Here is a 20,020-nt window from a genome sequence, read left to right on the forward strand (position 1 = left end):
GGATAACTCAGAATCCATTCCGAGTCGCTTGTGGCGTCAGCTTTTTTCAGGATCTTCGTAACGCTTTTTCGCATCCATCGCTTCTTGCGCTGTCGGATGCTCGCTGATTAACGAGTCGGGTTTCGGGTGATCGGCACGCAACTGATACCAGGTCACGGTCTGACCCGGTGCGCCTTTCTCAATGGTGACAATATACGCTTCCCGTGGATAAGGAGGTCTGGTCGGCATGGCTCTTCCTTTTTGTCAGAATGAACCTTAAGTATAGACGCCGCCTTGTTTACGCTGCGTAACCTGCGCCAGCGCGCCCCGAATTTCAGAAATCACCTGGTCGGGCGCGTTTGACGCATCAATGATGAAATGGGCCGCCTGGCGATACAATATGTCGCGCTGGGCAAGCACCTCTCGCACCTCTTCACTGAGCGGTTTGCCGGTTAGCGCCGGGCGCAGTTCTTCTTCAGGCGACGCTTCCAGGCGTCCCACCAGCGTGGACACCGGCGCGCTTAAATAAACGACAATGCCGTTTTCGCGCATGAAGTGACGATTGTATTCCGTCAGAATAATGCCGCCGCCCGTAGCCACGACCGTCGCAGGGGCAGTGACCGCTTCCAGCGCGGCGGTTTCCCGGGCGCGAAACCCAGGCCAGCCTTCCCGTTCAACGATCTCCGCCACTGTCATTTGCATCTGCGACTGTAGCCATTGGTCGGTATCGACAAAGCGGCTGTCAATTGCCGACGCCAGCGCCATGCCAACCGTTGTCTTTCCACATCCACGCGGACCCACAAGATAAAGCGGTTGCGTCATACCGGGAATTCCCCAAAAAGCCGCGACGTAGCGGAATAAAATGTCGTGAAAGTAATAATCATACCACCCAATGCGTAGATAGCCCAAAGTGTAAACATTAATTTCCACATCAGGCTAAAAGTAACAATATATGCCTACTATAACAAGAAACAGTGCTGAGAAAACTGTAAAAAATAAATTACATCATCCTTTTCAGCGCTGAGCTTCCCGCCACCACTTTTCCAGCTCAGCCGCGAAGTGCTGGCGGTCACGCGGCGAGAGGCTGTCCGGCCCGCCGGTCTGGATGCCGCTGGCGCGGAGGGTATCCATAAAGTCGCGCATGGTCAGACGCTCGCGGATCGTCGACTCGGTGTAACGCTCCCCGCGCGGGTTGAGCGCTGCGGCGCCTTTCGCCAGCACTTCCGATGCCAGCGGGATATCCGCGGTGATCACCAGATCGCCTGCTGCGCACTGGCGCACGATTTCGTTATCCGCCACATCAAAACCGGCGGGCACGCGCAGCGTGCGGATAAACGGCGACGGTGGAACGCGCAGGGTCTGGTTCGCCACCAGGATCAACGTCTGTTGCATTCGCCCGGCGGCGCGAAAAAGGATCTCTTTAATTACGTTCGGACACGCATCCGCATCAACCCAAATCGTCATACTGTTTCCCGTTAAGAGGCAATTTTCTATTGTCGCGTGCTTTTGCCCTGCGGCAAAGTGCTGTTTGCCCTTCATGGCTCTTTCATAACGCGTTAAGCTAGGCTTTATCAGTCAAAACAACAATTATCACGCATAGGGAGTGACGAGATGGATAAGAAAATCGGTTTTATCGGCTGCGGTAATATGGGTAAAGCGATCCTCGGCGGCCTGATTGCCAGCGGTCAGGTGCTCCCCGGCCAGATTTGGGTTTACACGCCTTCCCCTGAAAAAGTCGCCGCGCTGCGCGACCAGTACGGCATTAACGCTGCGCAATCCGCCCAGGAAGTGGCGCAGATCGCTGATATTGTTTTTGGCGCCGTGAAGCCCGGCATCATGATCAAAGTGCTGAGCGATATCACCTCCAGCCTGAATAAAGAATCGCTGGTGGTGTCGATTGCCGCGGGCGTTACGCTGGATCAGTTGGCACGCGCGCTGGGACATGACCGTAAAATCGTTCGTGCGATGCCAAACACGCCGTCGCTGGTCAATGCCGGGATGACCTCCATTACGCCAAATGCGCTGGTGACGCCTGAAGATACTGCTGACGTACTGAACATTTTCCGCTGCTTTGGCGAGGCGGAGGTCATTGCTGAGTCGATGATTCATCCGGTTGTCGGGGTCAGCGGCTCCGCGCCTGCTTATGTCTTTATGTTTATCGAAGCGATGGCCGATGCCGCCGTGCTGGGTGGAATGCCGCGCGCCCAGGCCTATAAATTTGCCGCCCAGGCGGTGATGGGCTCCGCAAAGATGGTACTGGAAACGGGTGAGCATCCGGGGGCGTTGAAAGATATGGTCTGCTCGCCGGGCGGTACCACCATCGAAGCGGTACGCGTCCTCGAAGAGCGCGGGTTCCGGGCTGCGGTGATCGAAGCGATGGCGAAGTGTATGGAAAAATCAGAGAAGCTCAGCAAGTCCTGAGCAGGTAACCGGACGTTACGCCGCCACTTCGGTGCGGTTACGTCCGGCGTGCTTTGCTTTATAGAGCGCCAGATCGGCGGACTTCAGCCATTCGCGATAATGGCTAAACTGCGGTGTCAGCGGAGCAACGCCAACGCTGATATGCACCATCACCTGCGGAGCGCAGGGCAGACGTAATGCGCGAAGTCCTTCGTGAACCCGCGACATCGCCGCAATGGCATTGCCGGCTGGCGTCCCATGCATAATGACCGCAAACTCATCGCCGCCAAAGCGGCCTATCAGGTCGCTGCTACGCAGGGTCATCCGTAGCTGTCGGGTCAGCGCCTGAATGGCCTCATCGCCGATGTCGTGTCCCCAGGTATCATTAATTCCCTTGAAATGGTCGATATCAATGATCAGGAGCGTGCAGTCGCAATGCTGCCGGCGACAGCGTTCAAACTCCGCGCGCAATAACATCTCCCAATGGCGCCGGTTAAAGACCCCTGTCATCCCGTCATGGGTGCTCATGATCTTTAGTCGTCGCTTATGCTCCGCCAGCGTTGTCGCGGTCTGGTAACTTACCCAGGCAAATAAAAGCGGATAGAGGATGATAATGGGCAGCGTCAGTCCCCCTTCAAGCGGCGTGCTGGAAAACGACACCACGCCGCCGGTCAGTTGCAGTGTCAGCAAGGTGGCTAATGTCATCAGCACCGTTCCGGCGAAAAACAACCGCGAACCGCCCGCGCCCATCAGATTCATCCCCATCATCATCAACAGCGCGCAGGAAGGCAGCGCGTTAACGCCAGTCAGCCCAATCCACACGCCAGCGAAGATCGCATCTATTTTGAAATTGCTGAACTCGCGATGCAGCGGATCGCTTGCCCTGCTGGCAATCTGCCAGGCCAGATGCGGCCAGACGAACGCCCAGCCAACCAGCGCTAACCACCAGCCCCCTGCTACCGGCTGGCTGACCAGGGTTGCCGCAAGGGGGAAGAACATTCCGCCCAGCGCCACCGCGCGCGGCAGCCTGACGCGCCGGGCGAATCGCAGTCCGGAACGCTGAAGATCGTGCTGCAAAGAGATGTAACCGCCCTCATCCGGCGCGATGTGATTTTTGTAAAAATTATCGTCATTCATTATTTTTTGGGAACATTTAGAAATAATTTCCCAAATTATAGAGACGAGCGTGGCGGGGAAAGTATGAGATTTCGGGTGAGCGATGCCATCGGCTCACCCGTTAGCACTACGCGCTTAGGCCGCTTTCTTCAGGCAGGCGCTCATAAACTTACTGCGATCCTCACCTTTCAGCGACTGCTGTGTCGCCTGAGAATTGCACTCACGCATTTTCTGCTGCTGCGGCGTCAGGCTTTTCTCATTAGGATCGGATTGACTGTTTTTAAGGCAATTACTCATGTACGTCTTGCGGGCATCCCCTTTTAGCGCCTGCGCTGTCGCCTGCTGATTACAGGTGGTCATACGCTGTTGTTGTGGGGTGAGTGTTTTCTCGGCAGCACCGACTGTCGTTAAAAAGACCAGACCAAATAATAGCGTTACCAGTAATGTTATTTTCATAGCACCATCCTTTTTTGAACCAGGACACAGTCGAGCGTTTCGCGAAATGCGTTGCCATGCCGGATGGCGACGATCCGCGAACCTGATTTCGTACTGATGTCATTAAGTCTGGTCGCTAACCTCAAAAAAGCCACCCGACAGCAAAAGTAATCCTGCCGGGGGATGGACGACGTCAGACCCGGCGCCGCTTTCCAGCGCACCGGCATATTTCCCTCAGACAACATCCCCGGCAGCAGTTATTTCGAAATGACGCCATAGCGTCATGACGGGAATTTCTACGCGTCCGGCTGGAATCAACATCAGCGGTAACAAGCAAGGGTTTTACCGCTTCGCTTCATTTTATATTCTCCATGTAAAATACTCACTTACCCTAAATAACAGACCTTGCAGGAAAGCGACAAATGAATGAATCCCGCTGAGCGTAGAAAACGCATTGAGTTATATGCGCCAACGCTACAACACACTTTTAACGGATGTCTTCAGGGTAAAATAATAAAAACAAAGCGACTATAACGTTATGTCGTGACAGGTTTATGACAACGTGTTCTGGCTTATAGCCAAAACACATTCGCGTTGCCGGACAGGACAAAAGCGCCCTGGTCAATTTCCGCCAACGCGTCTGTCACGAAGAATAACGTTAGTAACGAGGGTGTTTCAGGAGTTTTTGGACATACTGGCGCAGCAGTTCTTTATCGTCATCAGAAATGCTGGCATCCGGCTTTACCCCGTCAAGAGCCCCTTCCACCTGTTGAATCAGGATATCCTGCTCTTTTTTCGCCATATTACGCAGCATCGCCGTGACGATAATCTCTAACGCCTCTACCTGAGCAACCAGTTCCTTCGATTCTTCTTCTTTCTGGGCAAGCTTAAGCAACAACTCAGCAATGAGATTTTTCATGACTGTATTCCCTTAACTAAAGAAGCCTGACGTTATCACTGTGAACTCATGCTGCCTAGAGGTGAAGGGTAGTATTTTTAAAAGAAAGAAATGACTTTGCGTAAATAATCACAAATTAACGATAGCGAAACGTTTCTCGCCAGCAGTGAGGAAGACTGAAATTAAAGAAAGCAAATAAATAATCACCTTCAGCCATAATCTAAAGTTATGATAAAAATGCATGGATTTAACTTAAGTCACTTTCTTTTATTAATTCAACCCGTTGTACGACCTTTTTCCCGCTGGCGTAACGTCAGCATTAACTGAACAATGTTGATTAGCACAATGACCGCGGTGGCAATAAATACCCAGCGGAAACCGGCCATTGCCGAGACCGTCGCGCCCATTAACGGCCCCGCAACGTTGCCAAGATACATAAACGACTGATTATAACCAAAAATACGTCCGGTAATTTGCTCACTGGAGTATTTCACCAGCAGCGTTTGCACCGCAGGCAGCATCGCGCCATCGGCAAACCCGAGCAGAAAACGCAGTACGCCAAGCTGAAAAGGCGTAGTGACCCATGACATAGCGAAAAACAACACCACCGCACAGATAAGCGTCGCCATTAAAATGCGCTCCGTGCCGATCCGATCGCCCAGCTTTCCCAGTCGCGGCGCAGAGATGAGTGCGGAAATACCCGGCACCGAGGCAATGAATCCGCTCAGAAAAGCGATGTTATTGCTGTCCGGCGCCATCGACTTAATAAACAACGCCAGAATCGGACTAATGGAGCCATTGCACAGTTGAATGACCAGCGTGGTGAAAAACAGGCTAATAACTAACGCCGGGTACGGGAGCGAAGCAAAAACCGCCCTGCCGCTCAGACGTTCACTCTTTTTCAGTGTCGGACGCACGCCTTCTTTGATTAAAAAGAAGGTCACCAGAAAGCTCACCATCAACAGCATTGCGGTAATAAAAAAGACGGGTCGTAGCCCGACATGGTCGGCAATAAAGCCGCCCATCAGCGGGCCGCCAATCACGCCGCTAATTTGCGCGGTCGCCAGCGTACTGAGCGCCCATCCGCTTCGTTCGCGCGGAACCTGCGACGCGACCAGCGCCATCGCATTAGGAATATAGCCGGAAGTGAGCCCCATGATGCCGCGCAGCAAAAACAGCTGCCAGACGTTTGTGGCAAACGCCTGTAGCAGAATCGCGATCGCCATGCCTAAGGACGCGCGCAGCAGCATCAGCTTACGGCCCTTGCGATCGGCGAGACTGCCCCACAGGGGCGAGACAATGGCGGAGATAAGAAAGGTGATACTGAAAGTCAGACCAGACCACATCGAGAGCGCTTCGTGGGAAGAAACCCCTAACTGTGAAATATACAACGGCAAGAACGGCAGGATTTGACTGATTGCCAGACCGGTGAAAAAGCAGCCGAACCAGACGGAAATGAGGTTAACTTTCCAGGATTCCATAAATACTCGTTGTGATAACGTACTGAAAACGCGGCACAGTTTAGCAATAATGCAGCCGCGGAATGGTTCAAGAGATGCGATGGGTCTGAGTTTGCTATTTTATCTTCCCGTTCATCAGATTTGTGAAACAAATCACATAAATGACCCCCACATGCAGCGCGTTATGCTTAACGACAAAGGCCGTATCCGCGCATGCCGAGGTGAAAATGGTTAGCGTGCGCGGCGTTATACTCTGGACCCAACCCGTTACCAAAGTACTGACAGCTCGCGCTGAGCATCGTGCGCAGCCAGGGGGCGCTTTCATCCTGCTTCCAGCCGCGCAGCACGCTTATGTTTCGCCCGTCGGCAAGGCGAAAGCCGCTGATATCCAGCGCCTGCGCGCTGGCGTGTTCGCTTCGGCGCGCGTCGGGACGGTGGTAGATATTGCGGCAGGCGAAGCTGCCCAGGTGATCGATACGCGTCAGCCTGCTGGCCATAAACTGCTCGGTTAACGGCCGCGCCTGCTGTTCAACAAACAGCGCTGCGCTGAGCGCCAGCGGGCAGGAAGCGAGAAAGCTGCTGCTCAGTTTGACCGCGCCGAAATCCCTGACGCGCACCACGTCGGTTAACGGACAGTCGCCCGCACTGTCGGCCACCGGCTGCGAGGAGATCAGCTTTCGCTGGTTCGCCTGTTGCAGCAATGTCTGACATTGATCTTTCGTCAGCCGCTGAAGCTTGAATTTGGTCAGCCAGTTGGGTGGATCGGTCAGCCCGAGCGGCGTAAAGGGATTGTAATATGACGGCAGATACCGGTACCCCACGCCCCCCGCCACGCCCAAGAGAATAATAAACAGCCAGCCTTTACCTTTCACGCCCCCTCCTTTGCGTTTCTGCTTAACATTATGGCAGAAGCCCGCGAATCCCTCGTTTTGTCGTGGTAATGTATACGCTTTGCGTTCGATGGAATGGGTTTTAAGATGGCAAAATTGCGGGTAGGAATCGTATTTGGTGGGAAATCAGCGGAACATGAAGTGTCATTGCAATCGGCAAAAAATATTGTCGATGCCATCGACAAGACCCGCTTTGACGTTGTGCTTTTAGGCATTGATAAACAAGGGCAGTGGCACGTCAGCGATGCCGAAAATTACCTGCTCAACGCCGACAATCCGGCGCGCATTGCGCTGCGCCCTTCCACTACCAGCCTCGCGCAGGTGCCGGGTAAACATGAGCAGCAGCTGATTGACGCGCAAACCGCGCAGCCGTTGCCGACAGTTGACGTAATTTTTCCGATCGTTCACGGCACGCTGGGCGAAGACGGCTCATTGCAGGGCATGCTGCGGGTGGCGAATTTGCCGTTTGTCGGTTCCGACGTGCTGGGCTCCGCGGCATGTATGGATAAAGACGTCACCAAGCGTCTGCTGCGTGATGCCGGGCTGAATATCGCGCCCTTTATCACCCTCACCCGTGCCAACCGTCACGCTATCAGCTTTGCCGACGTAGAAGCGCGTCTTGGTCTGCCGCTTTTCGTGAAGCCTGCCAACCAGGGCTCATCCGTGGGCGTCAGTAAAGTCACCAGTGAAGCGCAGTATGCGCAGGCGATCGAACTGGCGTTCGGATTCGATCACAAAGTGGTGGTGGAACAGGGGATCAGGGGTCGCGAGATCGAATGCGCGGTCCTCGGCAACGATCATCCGCAAGCGAGCACCTGCGGCGAGATCGTGCTGAACAGCGATTTCTATGCCTACGACACCAAATACATTGACGACAACGGCGCGAAGGTTGTGGTGCCTGCGGCGATCGCGCCTGAGGTTAACGACAAGATCCGTGATATCGCGATCCAGGCTTACCAGACGCTGGGCTGCGCCGGTATGGCGCGGGTGGATGTCTTTTTAACGGCGGATAACGAGGTGGTGATCAATGAGATCAACACCCTGCCGGGATTCACCAATATCAGTATGTATCCGAAACTGTGGCAGGCCAGTGGGTTAGGCTACACCGACCTGATCACCCGGTTAATCGAGCTGGCGCTGGAGCGTCACGCGGCGGATAACGCCCTGAAAACGACCATGTAATCTGCACTTTTGATTGCCCGGTAGCGTCAGGCTTACCGGGCGCTCAAATGCACATTATTTGACTGACGCAGCGTCGTCATCTTCCACACGACGACGAATGATCAGCCCCGCCAGCCAGAAGCTCATCACCCAGGTGACCGCGCCCACGGCATAGGTTTGCCAACCTTTAGCTTCAAATCCCAGCAACCCGACGACACCGTTAAGAATAAAAATAAGCCCGATGGCGAAGGCATAGTAATGCCAGTCGCGGCGGATTTTTACAGGCAAATTCATAGCGTCTCCCGCACGAAAAAAAGCATAGTGGCATAGTACTGGAAACCCGTCTGTGCCGTATGCGGAATTTCTTAAATGTTGCAAAATTTAAATTAAGGTAATGTATTTGTGACAAGCGGCAAAAATCTGCATTCCAGGACTCATCCCAGGCTTAATTTACCATCATTCTGATATTGACAAACGCGATGACCTGTCAGACTCACACTACGTTCCTGGCAGATGTCAGGCAGAAAGCAGAAATTCCCGCGGAGGTCATTTATGGCTGATTTCACTCTCTCAAAATCCCTGTTTAATGGGAAACATCGAGAAACCTCCTCTACCCCTGGCAACATCGCGTATGCGGTGTTTGTGCTGTTTTGTTTCTGGGCTGGCGCGCAGATCCTGAACCTGTTGGTTCACGCGCCGGGTGTATATGAGCATCTGATGCAGGTTCAGGAGACGGGACGTCCGCGCGTCGAAATCGGGCTGGGCGTCGGTACAATATTTGGCCTGGTGCCGTTTCTGGTCGGCAGTCTGATTTTCGGCGTGATTGCCGCCTTCCTGCACTGGCGGCATCGCCATCACTGATCTTTCCTGTCGGGTGGGATTCCCTCACCCGACCCGCTACAGCTTCATACATCTCGCCCGTCGATCGTCTACCCGTTTTGCGAACCACGCCGTCGTCAGATTACGGGTAATCTTGGGACTTTCCAGTTGAATACCCGGCAGCATCTCTCGCGGTAATGCTTTACCCGTTTTCTTCTCGGCGAGAGCGTAGACCCCTTTGTACAGATCCGTCTCTTCGAACGCCAGGCGGTCGCCTTTTTCCAACTGTCGACGGATAGCGCTTTCACTGAGATCCAGTTTGTTCGCCAGCTTACGCACCGCCAGCTCGGTTTTGCCCGCCGCCTTGCTGCCATACGCGATCAAATCGCCGTCCAGCGCCAGTTTTACGCCGCTGGCTTTGCTGACGGCATTCTGGAAAGCGGCATTACGGCTGGCATACCATCCGGCATTAAAGTCGGCAAAGCGGAAAATTGGCGCGCTGTAGTTCGCCGGATAATTGAGCAGATGGTAGGTCCCAAACCACAGTCCGCCGCGACGGGTGAAGACTTCCTGACGCACCGTTCCGTCCATCGTCCACGGGTAACCGTTGGCGTGCTGCTCGGCGAAAGCGATGCTGACCTGCATCGGACCGCCCGTATGAACCGGATTCAGCGAGCCAAACAGCGTCTGCCCCATCGGCACCATATTGATGAAATCATCAAAAATCGCGCTAAGTTGTTTTTCGGTTTTTACCGTATCAAGGCGATCGCTGTAGCTCTTGCCATTCGGGGAGTTGATTTTAAGCGCGGTATGCACCAGAAAAAGCGGAATATGCATGCGCCCGGCGCGGCGGTCAATCTCCTGCCAGGCGATTTTGCTCAGCCCCGGCACGGTGGGATCGGCTGTATAGTTAGACTCCTGCTGCGCGACCGCCAGCACCGAACAGACGTTTTCCTCCGTCGGGGCGATCTTCTGGCTCTCAAAGGTTTTCGCCAGGTCTTTGGCCCAGCTATCGCGGTCTTTGACGCTGGCTGGCATTTTCTGGCGCACCACGCTCGCGACGTCGACGGCTTTCTCCCCTTTTTTTAGCGGCTGCGCCGTCTGGGTACTGCATCCAACAAGAACCAGCCCGGCCAGTAATGACAAAGGGGAAAAACGAGACGCCGCCGACATAATGCTTCCTTATATTAACCAAGAGTGTGGGTGACAGCCTGAATATCGTTGTCGTCCAGTTCGCGCTCAAAGCTACGCAGACGTTTGTAGATAGACATCAGCTCCACCAGCGTGGTCCATGAGTTTATCAGATACTGAAAAGCCCCACGGACCTGGCTAAACACATTGGTGATTTGCGTCATCAGGCCGAGCGTAATCGTACCGGCAACGATCGACGGAAACAGCAGGAACAAGCCGAAAACGTTATCCACCTGCAGGTACAAAATGCGGGCGATATTAAAATACATGTAGTGGAAATAGAGACGGAAATAGTTCTGGCGCACCGCGTTGAACAATTCACGAACCGTTGGCGGCGTGGCGCGGTTGGCGTCGTCTTCGCCATACACCAGCTCTTTACGATAAGCCGCTTCGACGCGCTGATTTTTGAACTCCAGCCCCGGCAGTTTGATCCCAACCACCGCCAGCAAACCGGTGCCCATCAGCGACCAGATAATCGCGGCAATCACCAGACCGTAAGGCACATGGCCGACAATCGGCAGTTCCGGTACGTGTGGAGAAAGCGCAATCAGCACTGGCAGAAAAGCGATTAAGGTCATAATCGCCTTAATAAAGCTCACGCCCATGCTTTCCAGCGTGGAGGCAAAACGCATGGTATCTTCCTGCACACGCTGGGCGGCGCCTTCGATATGACGCAAATGCTGCCACTGCGCCATGTAGTATTCATTCATCGCCGTACGCCAACGGAACACATAGTGGCTGACGAAAAAATTGTTCAACACGCTTATCACCACAGCAATCAGCGCGATCCCGAGAAAGATACCTAACTCATTGTAGAATTGCGCCATTGTGACAGTATGAGGAGCGCTAAGCGCTTTCTGAATCAGATCGTAAAAGGGCGCATACCAGGCATTGACGGCCACCCCAACTTCAACCAGAAACCAGGTCACAAAGACAATCAGCGACGTGCCGAGAATCGACCAGTACTGCCAGCGGTGCGGGCTGTAGATAAACCAGAACAGGGCAAATACCCCCACGCAAAGCACGTAATAAGCATAAAAGATCAGGTAGTTCAAAGACCAGAAACGTGCGGCGCTAATGGGCACGTCGTCCGTTGCGCCGGTGAAATGCGCAACCCAGTCTCCCCCACCCGCCTGCCAGAAAATGACGGCAGCGACTGCCCAAATAAACGCCGAGAGAAAAAAGGGTCCCGGCTTCGGGAAAAATGACTTGAACATAATGCTCTCCTGCTAACTTCTTATCGTTATGACAACGGCTGTGCTGAAGAAAGTAAAAACGTCACACCAGCGAAACCGCCATTGTGACCAGAACGGCGGCGCTTAGTTCGCCTGCCATTGCTGAAATATTGTTTCGACGGATTACAGCCTCCCGCACAAAAACGACGGCTACTATACGCTCAGGATCACAAAAGCGAACTTTCTTTCGCCGCAAAAAACGTGGATTTACTCGTCGTTACGTTTTTATAACTATCCTTGCTTTAATTAGCGCTTTGAAAAAGAACGCGCCGTAGTATAAATACGAACTGTCTTCTTCCTTATTCATGCATGGACACCACCGTTGAAACGTAGTCTGCTTTTTTCTGCCGCGCTGTGTGCGGCGTCATTGACCTCAGTCCAGGCGGCGCAGCCTATCGCTGAACCGGTTTTCGCATCTGATATCGTTGAACGTTACGCCAATCATATTTTTTATGGCAGCGGCGCAACGGGGATGGCGCTGGTTGTGATCGACGGCAACCAGCGGGTCTTTCGCAGCTTTGGCGAAACCCGCCCAGGTAATAATGTGCGCCCACAGCTGGACTCGGTTATCCGTATTGCCTCGATAACCAAGCTAATGACCAGTGAAATGCTGGTGAAGCTGCTCGACCAGGGCACAGTCAGGCTGGACGATCCGCTGAGTAAATACGCTCCTCCAGGCGCATATGTTCCGTCGTATCAGGGCAAACCGATTACCCTGGTGAACCTGGCGACGCACACCAGCGCCCTGCCTCGCGAGCAGCCTGGCGGCGCGGCGAAACGTCCGGTTTTTGTCTGGCCGACGCGTGAGCAGCGCTGGCACTATCTTTCTAACGCCACGCTAAAAGCCGCGCCGGGTTCGCAGGCGTCATATTCCAATCTGGCGTACGACCTGCTGGCGGATGCGTTGGCTACCGCCGCCGGTAAGCCTTACACCCAACTCTTTGAAGAAAAGATCACCCGGCCTTTGGGCATGAAAGACACGACCTATACGCCGTCCCCCGACCAGTGCAAGCGTCTGATGGTGGCGGAAAAAGGCGCCAGTCCGTGCAATAACACCCTTGCAGCGATTGGCAGCGGCGGCGTCTATTCAACGCCGGGCGATATCATGCGCTGGATGCAGCAGTATCTGTCCTCTGACTTTTACCATCGCAGTCGTCAGGCCGACAGGATGCAGACGCTGATCTATCAGCGCGCGCAACTCACCCGCGTGACGGGCATGGATGTGCCGGGTAAAGCAGATGCGCTTGGCTTAGGCTGGGTATATATGGCGCCGAAAGAGGGCCGTCCGGGCATTATTCAAAAAACCGGCGGCGGTGGTGGATTCATTACCTATATGGCGATGATTCCTCAGCAAAACGTCGGGGCGTTTGTGGTCGTGACGCGCTCACCGCTGACGCGTTTCAAAAATATGAGTGACGGTATTAACGATCTGGTCGTCGAACTGAGCGAAAATAAACCGTTAGTGGTTCCGGCATCCTGATCAGTATTCTGAAGGCAGACGGTTAATTCCCACCAGTTTGCCTTTATTCATTTCGATATAGCCGCCCTTACGTAATGCCGCCAACACTTCCGCTACCACCGAGCGGGATATACGCGTGCGCTGGTGTATATAATTCATGACGCCCACCCGTGCGCGTAATCCTTCCTCCCATTCATTCATTGAAAACAGGGTCGAACGAATTTGTTCATAGGAGTTGTTGCCGATCAGTTGCAGATCGCGCAGTTCAAGAATGCGGTTCAGCCACGCCAGCCAGCAAAATGCATCACGCCACAGCTGGCACTCTTCGATAAGAGTCACGGTTTGCGATGAAGGCAGAAAATAACCGGAACAAGTTCCATCAGAGATCAGCTCATACGGCACGTTGTTTTCCATCACGCCGTTAGCAAGGCCCATGATAAAAGGCGCCTGCCCTATGCCGACCAAAATGTGTTCCTGCCGTCTTAATGAAATGATGCCATCAAGGATAACTACGGTGTTATCACGATTCACATCACTGGAATAAAGAGTCTGTTTCTCATTAAGGGAAAACTCAAAACGCGTTCCATATTTTGATAAACATGCGTCGAGCCGAGCGAATTCGGTTAATGGTTTACTGACAGGCAACATATTAGCGTTCCTTGCATTAATGCCCGTCAAATCCTTGACGGGCATTGTTTACCAATTTAAATACGCTTACATCTGTTCCACACGGGAACGATTACCAGGTGTATTTAACGCCGACGTTAGCAGACCAGTCCTGGTCGACATCGCCGCCACCGAGGTAGTTAGCATCGGTGTATGCGCTGAAGTTTTTGGTGAAGCTGAACTGTGTACCCAGACCCACGCGAACGGCGGAACCTTCAGTGCCGTTATCGATGGAGTCACCGTTTACGTCAGCATCGTTATTGGCATCGTCATAGACGTAGGCCAGTTTGAAGTATGGCGTCAGCGCCTGATCTTCGCTGTAAGCGAAGGTATAACCTGCGTCAACACCCAGTTCATAACGCATGCTGTCGTAAGACTGACCGTCAACCTGCAGATTGTTGCTCAGCTGGTAGTCGTCGCCAGACTGGAACAGGCCAGACACGCTGCCGTACGGCGTCAGGTAACCCGCATCGCCCAGTTTCCAGTCATAACCCAGTTTCAGACCGAAGCCCCAGGCATCCGTAGACGCGCTGCCATCAACATACTGTCCATTGCTCATGTTGGCGGACAGATCGTTGTTGAAGTGCGAGTAGCTCATGTTGCCATCAACAAAGATGTTGTTTGCAAAACGCGCGGAAGAGTAGATGTACGCGGACTGGCTGTCCTGATCCACCTGACCGGTATGGTCGCTCATGTCGCCTTTGCCGAAGCCTGCCGCGGCACCGACGATCCATTTCGCGTTGTTACCATCAATTTTGGTATCAACACCGACCATGATGCCGTTAACATCCTGATCGTAGTTAATGGTGCCGTTGTCGCCGCTGAAGCTGCCGCCGAAGTAGCTCACCCATGCGCCGCCGTTATCGGCCAGACCGTGACGCGCGTTGGTCAGGCGAGTCCCTACGGTGTCCTGCTCCAGATTCCAGATATTGTTGTTAGCAGACGGGATGCTCAGCGCCATGTTCGCATAGTCTGTCAGCTCCATCTGCTGCAGAACAACGGTATTGCCTTCCTGCTGCGCCTGATAGGTGTAGGCACCCAGATCCGCTTTGTTAGCGGCGGAGAAGGTGGCAGTGCTGTTCTTATCGTTTACGTAGATCAGCTCTTTGCCCTGATAATCCGCAACAGCGCCTTCGCCCGTCGCGTTGTCGATACGCACTTTGTAGTTGCCGGTTGCAGCCGCAACGCCATCACCCGCATTATCAACTTCAGCCAGGTCCGCGCTATACGCATCGCCGTTACCGTTAATGGTCAGGTGACCATCAGAGTTCATGGCGATAACGCCGTAGCCGTAGTTAGACTGGCTGTTGTCCCAGGTACGATCGTTAGTCAGATCGGCGTCCAGCACGAAACTGTTGCTGTGAACATCAAAGACACCGGCGTGTACGTTGCCGTTGGCGTCAGTATAACTGGTCAGGTTCAGGGTATCCGCTTGCAGTGCATACGCGGTGCTATTGCCCACGTCCAGTACGCCGTCGTTGGTCACCGTGATCGAGTTGGCATACAGTGCCGCATCATTAGTGCCCCAGCCCGCAGAGACATCATCAGCAATGGTCACGGTACTGTTGTCGATTGTCAGCGCATCGGTCGCAACATGACCATCTTCATTGATATTCAGCGCCGCGCCGCCGGTCAGTGCGATGGTGTCAGAAACCAGTGAAGAATCTGCAACATTCACGACAGAACCGCTGTTGATGTTCAGGGTATCGATCAGAGAGGACTTCGTCGTATCCCACTGAGAACCATTATTCAGCGTGACGTTGAATAAACCGCTTTGATATACGTTGTTGCCAATGACGTGACCATCTTCACCGTAGGCAGTGTCGCTGTTATCCACGCCATAGGTTGACCACGGCCACAGGCTGTTAGCGGCGATATCAATCAGCGTAGAGGTTGCGTCAGTACCTGCAGCAACGCTGTCGTAAATACCGTCGCCATCGGTATCCGTCTGATGAACAGACATCGCCGCGCCAACCCACTTAGTGCCGTTGTCCAGCGTCAGATCCAGGCGATCGGTGCCATCCCAGCCGTTAGTGTCCACGTGGTCGTCAGTATCGCGATAGCTGTCCGCACCGTTCGGGAAGAAGTTCTCGTCAAAGTTGCTGGAGAAGACCACATCCCCCATCAGCGAGGAATTGCTCAGATACGCAGTGGTTTGCATTGCATTATCGGCTGCCGGCGTGGCAACCACGGCTAAGGCGACGTCATCCGCACTGTATTCGCCACTGTAATCGCTGGCATTGTTATTGTTGCCAAACCAACCTGACGTGCCTTCGTCGGAGAGAGACCCTGAGGTCACAGTAGAATCGGTAACGGTAATTGTGTTGTTGAAAATTTCGCCGCTGTTAACGCCAGTGCTGACCGTATTGTCGTCAACATCTTGCCACTCGTATCCCTGAGTCAGCGTAATACCCGCCACGTGAGAATTATTGGCGATAGTCAGATCAACTTCCTGATCCAGGGTAATCGCGGTGCCCATATTATACACGTCGACAACATGGGTATCCGCTGTGCCGTCGGTATAGGTGCCGTTGTAGGTATAGTGTTCGTAATTATCGTCGATGGTCGAGTTATCAACGGTGAGCGTCAGGCGGTCGTAAACATACCCCGTGGTGTCACGGCCCACACAATCGGTGGTCATGCATTCCGAGGTGATCATACCGTGAACGGTACTGTTTTTGATCGTCAGGCTGTTGTCATTGGTGTTGGTGCTCAGACCATCATCCAGGTAATACGTTGAAATGACGCCATTAACGGTTGCATTCTTGATTACCGGGTAAATATCTCCGTTGTACACGCTGTCCGTAGCGTAGTTATTCCAGCCGACATAACCTTCAAAATAGACGCCGTCAGCGTAAGAGGAATTATCATAATGCACAAACGTATTATACGTTGTGCCGGAGATATCCGTTGAAGCATTCGCCTGAGAAGTGATTGCCAGAGTGCAAGCCAATGCTAATTGTGAGACTACAAGTTTCTTTTTCCAGGAGTGCATTTGTCATCCCTCCTCAGGGACGTAATAGTGTTGATCCATCAATTATTAATGCATAGAAAACAATTTTGTTTTGCGAGGAGGATTATGCGATGCCTTTACGGAAAGGTTCAATTAAACTTTGTTTTCCGTCCGGAATCGGACATTAATAATAACATTAAAAATGCATTAACAGCATCAAATAAAAAGAATCACAAAAACAATCAGTTACAATATGAGCAACTCTAAAGGCATACAGAAAATAAATGCAATACAGCATTATCAACACGATACTGAATGAATAATCCTGCAATCACCTCAGACCGCTAAAAAATAAAATCAATTAGTATTCAAAATACAGCCACAAGAATTAATTTCATTCTCGTATATGAATAATGAGCTATGCATAACAATTTATTGTTCAGATATTTCTTTAAATTGACGTACAAACCGCGCATAGCGCCAACTTTCGTAAAACACGGATGGCCAGATTCAGGTATACTAGCGACTTCGTTTTCACAAACATCAGGCATCCCATGACAGACTTAATCCACCGCCCTCGCCGCCTGCGCAAATCCGTTGCGCTGCGCGCCATGTTTGAAGAGACAACACTGAGCTTAAACGACCTGGTGTTGCCGATCTTTGTTGAAGAAGAACTCGACGACTACAAGGCTATTGAGGCCATGCCCGGCGTTATGCGCATTCCGGAAAAGCATCTGGCGCGCGAGATCGAACGCATCGCGAACGCGGGCATCCGTTCCATCATGACCTTTGGTATCTCTCACCATACCGATGACACCGGCAGCGATGCCTGGAAAGAAGACGGTCTGGTGGCGCGCATGTCACGCATTTGCAAGCAGACTGTGCCTGACATGATCGTGATGTCAGATACCTGCTTCTGCGAGTACACCTCCCACGGCCACTGCGGCGTACTGTGTGAGCACGGCGTTGATAACGACGCGACGCTGGCGAACCTCGGCAAGCAGGCGGTTGTTGCCGCAGCCGCGGGCGCTGACTTCATCGCGCCGTCCGCGGCAATGGATGGACAAGTACAGGCCATTCGCCAGGCGCTGGACGCCGCGGGCTTTACGGACACCGCGATCATGTCCTACTCCACCAAGTTCGCGTCATCGTTCTACGGCCCGTTCCGTGAAGCGGCAGGTACCGCGCTTAAAGGCGATCGTAAAACGTATCAGATGAACCCGATGAACCGCCGAGAAGCGATCCGTGAATCCCTGCTCGACGAAGCACAGGGCGCGGACTGCCTGATGGTGAAACCCGCTGGCGCGTACCTTGACGTATTGCGCGATATCCGTGAACGCACCGAATTACCGCTCGGCGCGTATCAGGTCAGCGGCGAGTACGCGATGATCAAATTTGCCGCCATGGCGGGCGCGATCGATGAAGAAAAAGTGGTGTTGGAAAGCTTAGGCGCGATCAAACGCGCGGGCGCGGACCTGATCTTCAGCTACTTCGCGCTGGATCTGGCGGAGAAAAACATCCTCCGCTAAGGTTCCTGCTTTTTGCCGGATGGCGTGCCCATCCGGCCTTTCCCCAAAACGTCACCCGACCGTCATACAAGCGACACTTACGCCTTCTACTGTCTGCTCAGGACAGATGGAGGGGATGCTATGTTTAGTCTCGAGAACGTACTCAACGACCTTTGGCCCGAGGCGAGGACCACGCCGTGGCAGAAGTCATTATTACAGCGTCTGCTCTATGAAAAAGAGTTTCAGCAGTTTGCGACACGCCATCCCCATCTCAAAGGGGTGGATATGGTCGAACAGGTCCTTGAACATCTGGAGATTCGCTGCGAGATCCCCGAACATCACATTGAAAATATTCCCGAATCGGGTCCCCTGGTGGTGATTGCCAACCATCCCACCGGCACGCTGGACGGACTGGCGCTGATCTATGCCCTCTCCCGCGCCCGACGTGATATCAAAGTCGTGACGAATCGACTGCTTTCACACCTTACCCCGCTCCGCTCGTTGTTCATCCCGGTAGACAATATTCATGGCCGTACGCCGAAATCCTCATTGCAGCAAATGGATGCGCATCTGCAGGCGGGTGGCGCACTGGTGTTCTTTCCCGCCGGAGAAGTTTCCCGCCTGACCCTGAAGGGGATAGCGGAGCGGCACTGGCATTCCGGGTTCATCAGAATGGCGGAGAAGTACCGCGCGCCGCTGCTGCCCGTTTACATTCACGCACGTAACAGCCCGTTGTTCTATGCCTGCGGCCTTATCTCCGCGCAGGCCTCGCTGCTGCTGTTAATGCAGCAAATGTTTCGTCGCCGTGGCAGCACCCTGCCCGTGCGTATCGGACAGCAGATTGCCTGGACGCAGTGGTCCGCCCCCCAACGCACCGTTCGCGAGTTGGCCGGGAAGTGCCGTGAGCACGTCATTGCGCTGGGCCAGAACCGGGCCGGCGTGTTTCGCACCGAAAGCACCATCGCGCCGCCAGAGAACAGAGCGCGGTTGAAACGCCAACTGGCAAACGCGGAGTGTCTGGGCCGTACAGCAGATGGCAAAATCATCTATCTCTGGCAACGTAACGGGCAAGAAGACGCGACCATCCTGCGCGAGCTGGGACGGTTACGGGAAATCGCTTTTCGCGCGGTCGGTGAAGGCAGTGGTAAACGCCGCGACATCGACCGTTACGACGATGAATACCTGCACCTGATTTTATGGGATGAAGACGATCTGGAGATTGTTGGCGCGTACCGCTTTGCCCCCTGCGCTTTGGTGCAACAAAAACAGGGGCTTGACGGTCTGTATAGCCACAGCCTGTTCGACTACGATGCGCGCATGGCGGACATTATGCAGCAAGGTATTGAACTGGGGCGCAGCTTTATCCAGCCGCGCTACTGGGGACGACGGGGGCTGGACTATCTGTGGTCCGGCATCGGCGCCTGGCTCGCGCGCAATCCGCAGTACCGTTACCTGTTCGGACCGGTGTCGATCTCCGGCGGACTGCCTCCCGATGCCCGGGATCTGCTGGTGGCGTTCTATCGTCTGTGGTTCCCGCCCACGCATCCGCTGGCCGTCTCCCGCCAACCCTGTCCGGCATCGCTTCCCGATGTGCTGGCGCAGTTTACCGGCAACGATTACGCCGAAGATCTCACCCGTCTGAAATCGCTGTTGGGCAATCTCGGCTGCGGGATCCCGCCGCTGTATAAGCAATATTCCGAGCTGTGCGAACCGGGCGGCGTGCAGTTTATCGATTTTGGCCGTGACCCGGATTTCAACAACTGCGTGGACGGGTTGGTCCTGGTGGATTTAACCCGACTGAAGGCCAACCGCTACGCGCGTTATATCGGCGCGCATACGTAGCGCTTTAA

At 53.7% G+C, this 20,020-nt stretch carries 19 protein-coding genes; 6 read left to right on the plus strand and 13 right to left on the minus strand.

The features are described 5' to 3' along the window. Window positions 1-36: 36 nt before the first annotated feature. From yaiA to CSE01S_RS06925, 3 genes are all read right to left on the minus strand, one after another. Window positions 37-228 (minus strand): protein YaiA, encoded by a 192-nt coding sequence (yaiA, locus tag CSE01S_RS06915; RefSeq protein ID WP_042286035.1) that lies wholly within the window; start codon window positions 226-228, stop codon window positions 37-39. A gap of 27 nt (window positions 229-255) precedes the next feature. Beyond that, window positions 256-801: a shikimate kinase AroL gene (aroL, locus tag CSE01S_RS06920; protein ID WP_042286038.1), complete on the minus strand. Its 546-nt coding sequence runs from the start codon at window positions 799-801 to the stop codon at window positions 256-258. 192 nt (window positions 802-993) lie between these two features. After that, on the minus strand, window positions 994-1,443 hold the full coding sequence (locus CSE01S_RS06925; RefSeq protein ID WP_042286041.1) for a YaiI/YqxD family protein: 450 nt from the start codon (window positions 1,441-1,443) through the stop codon (window positions 994-996). A gap of 147 nt (window positions 1,444-1,590) precedes the next feature. Here CSE01S_RS06925 and proC point away from each other — a divergent pair, with 147 nt between their 5' ends. Then, window positions 1,591-2,400, plus strand: a complete 810-nt coding sequence (gene proC / locus CSE01S_RS06930; RefSeq protein WP_042286044.1) for a pyrroline-5-carboxylate reductase — start codon at window positions 1,591-1,593, stop codon at window positions 2,398-2,400. 15 nt (window positions 2,401-2,415) lie between these two features. Here the strand turns inward: proC and adrA are convergent, their stop codons facing one another. From adrA to CSE01S_RS06955, 5 genes are all read right to left on the minus strand, one after another. Further along, window positions 2,416-3,516, minus strand: coding sequence for a diguanylate cyclase AdrA (adrA, locus tag CSE01S_RS06935; protein ID WP_042286048.1), 1,101 nt, complete (start codon window positions 3,514-3,516; stop codon window positions 2,416-2,418). A 114-nt stretch (window positions 3,517-3,630) separates the two neighbouring features. After that, window positions 3,631-3,951 (minus strand): phosphate starvation-inducible protein PsiF, encoded by a 321-nt coding sequence (psiF, locus tag CSE01S_RS06940; RefSeq protein ID WP_042286050.1) that lies wholly within the window; start codon window positions 3,949-3,951, stop codon window positions 3,631-3,633. Window positions 3,952-4,588: 637 nt separating this feature from the next. Beyond that, complete coding sequence (gene iraP, locus CSE01S_RS06945) at window positions 4,589-4,849, minus strand: anti-adapter protein IraP (protein ID WP_042286052.1); 261 nt, start codon at window positions 4,847-4,849, stop codon at window positions 4,589-4,591. Between the two features lie 254 nt (window positions 4,850-5,103). Beyond that, window positions 5,104-6,309 carry a multidrug efflux MFS transporter gene (locus CSE01S_RS06950; RefSeq protein WP_042286054.1) on the minus strand — a complete coding sequence of 402 codons (1,206 nt, stop codon included), beginning with the start codon at window positions 6,307-6,309 and terminating at the stop codon, window positions 5,104-5,106. A gap of 167 nt (window positions 6,310-6,476) precedes the next feature. Continuing rightward, window positions 6,477-7,160 carry an extensin-like domain-containing protein gene (locus tag CSE01S_RS06955; protein ID WP_042286057.1) on the minus strand — a complete coding sequence of 228 codons (684 nt, stop codon included), beginning with the start codon at window positions 7,158-7,160 and terminating at the stop codon, window positions 6,477-6,479. Between the two features lie 105 nt (window positions 7,161-7,265). Between CSE01S_RS06955 and ddlA the strand changes: the two genes are divergently transcribed. Continuing rightward, complete coding sequence (gene ddlA / locus CSE01S_RS06960; RefSeq protein WP_042286060.1) at window positions 7,266-8,360, plus strand: D-alanine--D-alanine ligase; 1,095 nt, start codon at window positions 7,266-7,268, stop codon at window positions 8,358-8,360. A gap of 54 nt (window positions 8,361-8,414) precedes the next feature. Here ddlA and CSE01S_RS06965 read toward each other — a convergent pair whose 3' ends face one another. After that, window positions 8,415-8,633, minus strand: a complete 219-nt coding sequence (locus CSE01S_RS06965) for a DUF2754 family protein (protein WP_042286062.1) — start codon at window positions 8,631-8,633, stop codon at window positions 8,415-8,417. A gap of 258 nt (window positions 8,634-8,891) precedes the next feature. On the opposite strand from CSE01S_RS06965, the gene CSE01S_RS06970 reads away from it, so the two are divergent. Beyond that, entirely contained in the window at window positions 8,892-9,200 is a 309-nt protein-coding gene (locus CSE01S_RS06970; RefSeq protein WP_012904778.1) for a YaiY family protein, read from the plus strand. 36 nt (window positions 9,201-9,236) lie between these two features. Here the strand turns inward: CSE01S_RS06970 and CSE01S_RS06975 are convergent, their stop codons facing one another. Then, the gene (locus tag CSE01S_RS06975; protein ID WP_042286064.1) at window positions 9,237-10,331 is read right to left on the minus strand and encodes a DUF1615 domain-containing protein; all 1,095 of its coding nucleotides are present in this window, start codon (window positions 10,329-10,331) and stop codon (window positions 9,237-9,239) included. Between the two features lie 14 nt (window positions 10,332-10,345). Then, a complete protein-coding gene (sbmA, locus tag CSE01S_RS06980) occupies window positions 10,346-11,566 on the minus strand; it encodes a peptide antibiotic transporter SbmA (RefSeq protein WP_042286065.1) in 1,221 nt (406 codons plus the stop codon). A 340-nt stretch (window positions 11,567-11,906) separates the two neighbouring features. Between sbmA and ampH the strand changes: the two genes are divergently transcribed. After that, window positions 11,907-13,064, plus strand: coding sequence for a D-alanyl-D-alanine-carboxypeptidase/endopeptidase AmpH (ampH, locus tag CSE01S_RS06985; protein ID WP_042286067.1), 1,158 nt, complete (start codon window positions 11,907-11,909; stop codon window positions 13,062-13,064). On the opposite strand, the gene iprA is transcribed toward ampH, so the two are convergent. Together iprA and ehaB are read right to left on the minus strand one after the other, a co-directional pair. Continuing rightward, entirely contained in the window at window positions 13,065-13,691 is a 627-nt protein-coding gene (gene iprA / locus CSE01S_RS06990) for a hydrogen peroxide resistance inhibitor IprA (RefSeq protein WP_042286068.1), read from the minus strand. Between the two features lie 91 nt (window positions 13,692-13,782). After that, complete coding sequence (gene ehaB / locus CSE01S_RS06995; RefSeq protein ID WP_042286069.1) at window positions 13,783-16,704, minus strand: autotransporter adhesin EhaB; 2,922 nt, start codon at window positions 16,702-16,704, stop codon at window positions 13,783-13,785. 512 nt (window positions 16,705-17,216) lie between these two features. Between ehaB and hemB the strand changes: the two genes are divergently transcribed. Further along, entirely contained in the window at window positions 17,217-18,191 is a 975-nt protein-coding gene (gene hemB, locus CSE01S_RS07005; RefSeq protein ID WP_042286073.1) for a porphobilinogen synthase, read from the plus strand. Window positions 18,192-18,311: 120 nt separating this feature from the next. Next, window positions 18,312-20,012 (plus strand): bifunctional ornithine lipid synthase OlsF, encoded by a 1,701-nt coding sequence (gene olsF / locus CSE01S_RS07010; protein WP_042286075.1) that lies wholly within the window; start codon window positions 18,312-18,314, stop codon window positions 20,010-20,012. The last annotated feature ends 8 nt before the right edge of the window (window positions 20,013-20,020 follow it).

Origin of the sequence: Citrobacter sedlakii NBRC 105722 (assembly GCF_000759835.1) — a bacterium.
GTDB classification, from domain to species: Bacteria; Pseudomonadota; Gammaproteobacteria; order Enterobacterales; family Enterobacteriaceae; genus Citrobacter_A; species Citrobacter_A sedlakii.